The sequence below is a fragment of the Phytobacter sp. V69 genome (assembly GCF_965644215.1).
GTDB lineage: Bacteria > Pseudomonadota > Gammaproteobacteria > Enterobacterales > Enterobacteriaceae > Phytobacter.
The window spans coordinates 1-7,922 of sequence record NZ_CBFFRL010000203.1 but is presented as its reverse complement, the minus strand read 5'-3'; the positions used below and the strand labels follow the sequence as shown (position 1 = coordinate 7,922).

7 protein-coding genes and 1 pseudogene are annotated in these 7,922 nt (G+C 55.8%); all 8 read left to right on the top strand.

Features of this window, described 5'->3' with window-relative positions; genetic code table 11:
- Positions 1-251: 251 nt before the first annotated feature.
- Positions 252-344: pseudogene (locus tag ACSZPU_RS21090) on the top strand (DUF3592 domain-containing protein); the annotation flags it as partial.
- 10 nt (positions 345-354) lie between these two features.
- Positions 355-2,889 (top strand): DUF2169 family type VI secretion system accessory protein, encoded by a 2,535-nt coding sequence (locus tag ACSZPU_RS21085; RefSeq protein WP_499002840.1) that lies wholly within the window; start codon positions 355-357, stop codon positions 2,887-2,889.
- On the top strand, positions 2,886-3,956 hold the full coding sequence (locus ACSZPU_RS21080) for a pentapeptide repeat-containing protein (RefSeq protein WP_499002839.1): 1,071 nt from the start codon (positions 2,886-2,888) through the stop codon (positions 3,954-3,956). Before ACSZPU_RS21085 ends, ACSZPU_RS21080 begins: the two co-directional genes overlap by 4 nt.
- Positions 3,957-3,965: 9 nt before the next feature.
- Positions 3,966-4,571 carry a DUF3540 domain-containing protein gene (locus ACSZPU_RS21075; RefSeq protein WP_499002837.1) on the top strand — a complete coding sequence of 202 codons (606 nt, stop codon included), beginning with the start codon at positions 3,966-3,968 and terminating at the stop codon, positions 4,569-4,571.
- A 9-nt stretch (positions 4,572-4,580) separates the two neighbouring features.
- The gene (locus tag ACSZPU_RS21070) at positions 4,581-4,973 is read left to right on the top strand and encodes a DUF4150 domain-containing protein (protein WP_499002836.1); all 393 of its coding nucleotides are present in this window, start codon (positions 4,581-4,583) and stop codon (positions 4,971-4,973) included.
- Positions 4,974-4,998: 25 nt separating this feature from the next.
- A complete protein-coding gene (locus ACSZPU_RS21065; RefSeq protein ID WP_499002835.1) occupies positions 4,999-5,391 on the top strand; it encodes a hypothetical protein in 393 nt (130 codons plus the stop codon).
- A 230-nt stretch (positions 5,392-5,621) separates the two neighbouring features.
- Positions 5,622-7,553, top strand: coding sequence for a type VI secretion system Vgr family protein (locus tag ACSZPU_RS21060; RefSeq protein WP_499002833.1), 1,932 nt, complete (start codon positions 5,622-5,624; stop codon positions 7,551-7,553).
- A gap of 11 nt (positions 7,554-7,564) precedes the next feature.
- Positions 7,565-7,876 carry a DcrB-related protein gene (locus ACSZPU_RS21055; protein WP_499002831.1) on the top strand — a complete coding sequence of 104 codons (312 nt, stop codon included), beginning with the start codon at positions 7,565-7,567 and terminating at the stop codon, positions 7,874-7,876.
- Positions 7,877-7,922 lie beyond the last annotated feature (46 nt).

Genomic DNA, 7,922 nt, shown 5'->3' with positions numbered 1-7,922 from the left:
GATTCAGGCAACCGTCTGTGGTGTTTGCAGAGCTAAGATTGGCGGCTTAGCGTTGCACTTCGGAGTTGAATCCGCCAGACAATAAGTGGTAAGGCGGATGCGGTAATTGATGTAATGAATATTAATAAGTATCAGCCTGGCGAAGAAATCTTTTTAAGATATTCCAGAAAAGAGCCGGAGAAAGTCGTCGTGGATATACCTCATCCTCTTCTCAAACGACGCTGATGATTTTGATGGGAAAAATTATGTTATTCATTGCAGGTAATGGCACCACCATCAAATACGATCCCAAAGACCCCAAAAGAATTGCGTTATACGACCGGCCACTCATATTAGGCGAATAAGGTATTACGGATGAAAATTATCAAACCCTTGCGCCTGAGCGTGCTCAATCGCCCCTTTCGCTGGCAGGGTAAAAATCATCTTGGCGTCTCAGTCATGGCGCTGACGGATATGGGGGAGAACCCGACGCTGCGCCCGGAGATGGAACTCTGGCAGCTTGCCGCCAGTGAACTGCAGAGCAGCGGCGGCGTGATTGATATGGCGATGCCGAAAACCCGCGCGGAATTCCTCGCCACCGGGCATGCCTATACCCATCACCAGCAGGAAAAAACCGCCGTCATGGCGCGGGTGGATATCGACAACCTCAGCAAATCGCTGGTGGTGTTCGGCGACCGTTACTGGTCGGGTAGCAAAATAACCCCTCCGCAACCTTTCGGCGAGATGCGTCTGGACTGGACGCGCGCCTGGGGTGGCACAGGCTGTGAGGAAAATCCGCACGGCGTGGGGTTTCGCCCGGAAAACCATCAGGGACAAACGTTCCATCGCCTGCCCAATATTGAGCCACTCCACGGTCGGATGACCTCGCCGAAACAAAAGCCAGAGCCTGCGAGCTTCGGGCCCCTGGATCTCAGCTGGCCGCGCCGCTTTCGCCGGATGGGTAAAAGCTATGACGCTAACTGGCTGCAAAATGATTTCCCCGGCTTTGCCCGCGATATCGACTGGACGGTGTTTAATGCCGCCAGTCCTGACCAGTGGTGGAACGATAGGGACGCACTGCCGGAGCAGGCATCGTGGCGTATCTGGAACATGCATCCGCAAAAGGCCGTGCAGGAAGGCACGCTGCCACCCTGGCAGGCGCGCTGTTTTATCAGCCGTCTGCGGCAGGATGAGACCCTGTTTGAAGAGATCATCCTGCGTGCCACGACCGTCTGGTTTTTCCCGCATCTCGAACAGATGGTGATTATCTGGCAGGGGCACATTCGCATTAATGAAGACGACGCGGCGGATGTGTTGCACCTGATGCCGGCGCTCGAAAAAAACGGTGCCAGCCGTTCGCTCAACCACTATCGCAAAGTCCTCAGCCAGCGGCTGGATAAAGAAAAAGGGGCGTTGTTCTCGTTTCGCGAGAAGGATTTGCTACCGGAGTCGCTGATCGGCCCCTGGCTTGATAGCGACGTTCAGCAGACGTCGAGCCCGATGCGCGACAACATCAAAAATCGCGAAAAATTACTGCGTGAGCAGTACCGGGAACGTCTGGAAGCAGACGGGCGCGATATTGGCGATCTGCTCGACGGTGGTGAAGAACCGGCCATTCCGACGCTCGATGAATTGCCCGAGTTTATTGAAAAAATGGAACGCCAGGTACAGCAGATCCAGGCCGATGCAGAGCAGCGCAAAGGCGAAATGGAAGCGAAGTACCCGCACAGTGATGATCAACTGCCGCGCGGGCCGGAATCGCTGCATCGTATGCATGAAATGCTTCACCGTAACAGCAGCATCATGAGTGAGAAAAAGCGCGAGCAGGCGTGTGAGGCGTTGCATCAGATGTATCTGTCGGCGGTTGCCCAACAGCCGCCCGCCGTGCGCCTGACGGGGGATCTGGCGGAGATTATTCGCCAGCGTGCACAGCGGACGCTGGCGCAAGGGGGCGATTTTAGCGGTATGGATCTGACCGGCGCTGACTTCTCCGGCATGGATCTGAGCGGCGCTAACTTCACAAAGGCGCTGCTGGAATGCGCAGATTTTCGCCACAGCAAACTGGATGACGCCTGTTTTGCCGGGGCGATGCTTGCCCGCACGCAGTTTCAGAAAACCTCATTACAACGCTGCGATTTTACCGGGGCGAGCCTGGCGCTTGCGCAGTGTCAGGACAGTGATTTTAGCGGCGCACGTTTTAAAGAGACGCAGACACAGAATGCGTTATTCGAGGCGTGCATCTTCGATAACGCCAGCATGGATGGACTGCTGCTGCGCGAAACCGGGCTGAGCCGCTGCCGCTTCCATCACGCCTCGCTGGACGGCTGCATCTTTATGGAACTTACCCTCGCAGAACCCGATTTTCACGGCGCGCGGCTGCACAAATGCGCGTTTATGCAATCGGTGCTGGTGGCGGCGGTGTTTAGCGCCGCCCGGCTGGACAGTACCTCCTTTGTTCAGACCCAGGCGGAACAGGCGTGCTTCACCGGGGCTACGTTAATCGCCACGGCGATAGCGGCTGAAAGCACCTTAGCGGGTGCCGATTTCCGCCAGGCCTCGCTCAGCCAGTGTAACTTGCGCCAGACGCCGCTTGCCGGAGCGCAATTCACCCTGGCAAAGCTGGAGAACTGTGATTTGAGCGAAGCGGATTGTCGTGGCAGCCACTTTGTCCAGGCAAACCTGACGGGAAGCCTGTTCGTACGCACCGATTTTCGTGACGCCGATTTCACCGATGCCAACCTGATGGGCGCGCTGTTGCAAAAAAGCCAGCTCGGCGGGGCGACGTTTAGCGGGGCGAATCTGTTTCGCGCCGATCTCTCGCAGGCGTTCATCAGCGATACCACGCGGCTGGACGGGGCGTGGACGAAACGCATCAAAACGCTGCCGAAACGTGATGGAGAAGTGATATGACGATGCTCACCGCAGCGCAGCTGCAACAGCGGGTAAAAGGTGGCGAGCCTGTCAGTGATCTGTCCCTCGACGGGCTGGATTTGCAGGGTTGCGACCTGTCCGGCGGCATTTTCCAGGACGTCTCCCTCAATGGCGCGAACTTGCAGGGAGTGAATCTACAGGAAACGGTGTTCACCGAATGCGCGCTAAACGGAGTCAACCTGCGTGGCGCAGGGCTTGTCCAGACGGTGTTTAACCAGTGTGACATGGCAAACCTGCAGGTGGATGAAACGCCGATCGATGGAGGTATCTTTAATAACTGCACGTTGACCGGCAGTCATTTCACGGGCTGCTCGCTACAGGCCGTGCAATTTATGCAGTGTCAGCTTGCCAACAGTCATTTTGATCGGGCGACGGCGGAGCGCAGCGTCTTTTATGAATCACCGCTGGCTGATGCCCATTTTGCCCAGTGTCGTTTTCTGCTGACCACCTTCTATGGCATCGACCTGCGCACGACGCTGCTTGAGGGCAGTCAGTTCGAGCGTGTGGTCTTTTTTGACTGCGATCAGCGTGGTAAACACTATGCCCGGCACGGTTTTACCGGCTGCCAGTTTACCGACAACCAACTGGACGGCGCGGATTTCAGCGGCGCCCAGCTCACCCAGTGCAATTTTAAAGGGGCGTCGCTACAGGCTGCGCTGCTAAACCAGGTCAACGCAACCCAGGCGCTGTTTATGGAAGCGAATCTGCGCGGCGCGCAGTGTCGCGGTAGCCTGTTTGATCAGGCTATTTTCGTCGGTGCCACCCTCGAGCAGGCCGATTTCAGCCAGAGCCGCCTGTTTCAAAGCATCCTGCAACAGGTGAATGCCGCCGGGGGGCGTTTTACGCTCTGTGACCTGACCTACAGCGATTTTACCGGTGCAGATCTGCGTCTGGCAGATCTACGCGGTGCGACCTTTTCCCGTACCCGAATGCACCGGGCAAATCAGGAGAATGCTCAGTTCACCGGGCGTCAGGGCATTCTTGAGTATGACGAAGAATTATTGGCTGCTGAGGCCTGGAGCCTGCAGCGCCAGAGCCGCCGTTGAGGAGAGAAAATGAGTAAAGTGAATCATTTACTGGCACAACCCATTCTGCCACCCACGCAGGCATCGGCGGTGGTCACTCACTGCTTTGCTGACGGTAGCCTGACGGTGGAAAGCGAAGGGCGAGGCTGGCACTGCCGCCGGGCGGCGAGCTGTGTTATCGCGCCGCAGACGGGGGATACGGTGCTGATTGCCAGCGTCGAGAGCCAAATCTGGCTGCTGGCGGTCCTGGAACGGGCAAACCCGCAGGTTGCGGAGCTGAGCGTGCCGGGGGATCTGCATATTCGCAGCGAAGGGGAGCTGAGCCTGAGCAGCGACGCGCTGCGCGTGAGCGCCAGCCAGGGGGATTGCCATATCGATGAGATGAAATACAGCGGCGAGAAACTCTCGGCGTGGGTCAGCCTGTCGCGCGTGGTCGGCAAACGGGCGGAGTCCGTCTGGCAGACCGTCACACAAATCAGCCACAGCCTGTTTCGCACCACCAAACATACCGAGCACGTGCGCGCCGGGCAACTGGATATCAAGGCGGAAGACTATGCCCGTCTGCATGCACATAACACGGTGATCACCTCGAAGGCGATTACCAAAGTCGATTCTGAACAGATTCATATGGGATAAGGAGCCGTCATGTTTGCGAACTGCCAGCTTTTCGGGGTGGATTTGGCCTTTCCGGACGTCTGCCTGACGCCAATGCCCGCTCCCACGCCCATTCCCTATCCGGATATCGCGCTGGGGCCGACGGCGATTCCCAATGCGCTCAATATCCTGTTTATGGGAATGCCCGCGCACAATATGGCGACCATCACGCCACTGACTAACGGCGATAACCCTGGCGTAGCGACAGGCGTGGCCTCCGGTACGGTGATGGGGCCATCCCGGCATCTAACCGGGTCGTTCACCGTGCTGTTAAAAGGCACGCCCGCCACGCGATTGACCAGTATGAGCCTGCAAAACTCGACCAATGCGATCGGTATGCGCATTGTCCCGAGCCAGTTCAAAGTGCTGATGCTGGCACCGTAATAACCGGGCAGGAGTGGATTCAGGCATGAATATCTCTACGTTTGATATTGTGAATGTCGTTGCGACCCTCGTGCTGATCGTGATTGGTTTCACCCTGGCAAAAAGGGTGGCACGTAATCTTCAGCGTAAAGAGGAGGATATTCTGGCGAATGGCAGCGATGTCGATATCACTATTCTGTCCATGAAGCAAAGCGGGTTGTTTATAAATAACAATCCGGTTATTGAAATGTCTTTACGGGTGGAACAACCACAGTTTAATAAAAGCTGGTTGGTCGAAAAACATAATGAAACGGCGTGGTTAATTGCTGTGGCGGCTTATCAGGTCGGCAATGTTTATCAGGGTAAGCTGGGACAAAAAGACAAGAACCTGGTCTTTGTGAAAGACGGCAGTGGCAAACCGCTGCTTGCGATACGTTAATGTTGATACCTTTGACTGATATTACGTAGACAGAAGAGACAAAAATACGCCCTATCAATAGAGCGATAAATATAATGTGCCAATACCCATTGGTAAATACGACTTGCCTGACTGCCCCTAATCGTTGCAACAACACACCGCAATTACCCTTTTCTGGGTGAATTATCTCTATTGAATGGCACAGGCGCTGACCTATTACGCGCATTGCTATCTGTAACGGAATGAACCTTATGCTCAACCGTATTACCGTGCAGCTTCCGGTCGAAGGGCTGCTGTTCTGGAAACTCTCAGGGCGTGAAGCGCTATCAGAACCCTATGCGCTTGGCCTGACGCTGCTTGGCACCGATGCGCGCATGGATCGTAGCCAGCTGCTGGGCAAGCCCGTCACCGTGACGATCCCAACGCAGGATATGACATCCCCGCGCTATTTTAACGGCAAAGTGACCCGCGTGGCGGTGAGCGCCGTGGAGCTGTCCGGCACCCGTTATGCGGTTTACCAGCTCAACGTTGAGTCTGAACTGTGGCCGATGCACCGTGACCGCAACCTGCGTATTTTCCAGGGGCAGACGGCGCCGCAAATCGTCAAAATGCTGCTCACCGAAAGTCAGGTGAACATTGAAGACAAGCTGACCGGTAGCTACCGCGTCTGGGACTACTGCGTGCAGTACCAGGAGAGCAGCTTCGATTTCATCAGCCGCCTGATGGAGCTTGAAGGCATTACTTATTTCTTCCGCCATGAAGCGGACAGGCATGTACTGGTGCTGACCGACGCTGCCACTCAGCATCAACCCTTTGCCGGTTACGAAACCATTCCCTACCACGTGACGCCGTCTGGCGGCAGCACGGACGAAGAGGGGATCAGCCAGTGGGCATTAACGGATAGCGTGACGCCGGGGATCTACAGCCTGGACGATTATGATTTTCGCAAACCGAATGCCTGGCTGTTTCAGGCCCGCCAGAACCCCGTCTCGCCACAGCCCGGCAGCATTGATGTGTATGACTGGCCGGGACGCTTTGTCGAACACGATCATGCGGATTTCTATGCCCGCATCCGCCAGGAGCGCTGGCAGGTGGAACACCAGCAAATTCACGCCAGCGCAACGGCGTTAGGCATCGCGCCGGGTAACACCTTTACGCTGCATAACGCGCCGTTTTTCAGCGACAACGGTGAGTACCTGACCACCGAAGCGAACTACTGGCTGGAAGAGAACAGCTACGCCAGCGGTGGTGGGTCGGAAACAATGCACCGCATTGATTTCACCGTCATTCCCTCTTCGGTTACGTATCGTCCGCTGCAAAAAACCGCCTGGCCGCGTACCTATGGGCCGCAAACCGCGAAAGTGGTGGGGCCACAGGGCGAGAGTATCTGGACCGATCGCTATGGACGGGTGAAGGTGAAGTTTCACTGGGACCGACTGGCGAAGGGCGATGATACCAGTTCCTGCTGGGTGCGTGTCTCCAGCGCCTGGGCAGGGCAAGGTTTCGGTGGGGTACAGGTCCCGCGCGTGGGGGATGAGGTGGTGGTCGATTTTATCAACGGCGACCCGGATCGGCCGATCATCACCGGACGTGTGTATAACGAAGCCAGTATGCCGCCGTGGGCGCTCCCCGCCGCCGCAACGCAGATGGGATTCCTCAGCCGCTCAAAAGATGGGTCAGCCGACGCGGCCAATGCCCTGCGTTTTGAGGATAAGGCCGGAGAAGAGCAGGTGTGGCTGCACGCCGAGCGCAATATGGATGTGGATGTCGAGAATGACGAAACGCACACCATTGAGAAGAATCACACGCAGTTCGTTGGTGAAAATGAAACTCTGCGGGTAGCGAAGAACCAGGAGGCAGGGGTTAAAGAAAATCTCACCAGCCTGACGGGCAATAATCGCGACGATAAAGTGGTGAATAACTTCACTCTTGCTGCGGGGGGCATGCTGCGTATCGAATGTGGCGAAAGTGCAATTGAACTGCTTAAAGACGGTACCATCAGCATTGTCGGCAAAACGTTCAATTTCACGGCAACAGAGAGTGCACAAATCAATACGCTTAGCGGCGATCTGCACCTGAACCCTGCTGATGGTGGTGCCGGAACCCTTGCTGTTGGCTCGAACCAACAAAGCGTAATACAGCAGGAAGTAGATAGCTTTTTTATCGTTAATGCCAATAAATAAAGGGATGCGTTATGGCTGAGTATATTCTTCAGGAGGCGACGCTCGCTTTACCTGATGTTTTTAAAGACCGCACGATGAATCTTTTTACCCTCAATGATACCGGTGCCAGCGACTTTACCTTTGTGGTCTCGCGAGCCGGGGCAAAAAACGGGGAAACGGTCCAGGCGGTTGCCGCGCGTATCGCTCGCGAACTTGAGGTTACCGTGCCGCAATTTCGCATGGAGTTGACGCAGCAAACGTTGATAGATGGTGAGCTGGCGGTGGCGTTGTATTATCAATTTAAAAATGGTCCTGCATTAGATAGTGTCGTCACAAGATTTTAGCCCAGAGAGCGATGCATCTGATCTGGACGGCAGCGAGAAATGAGGC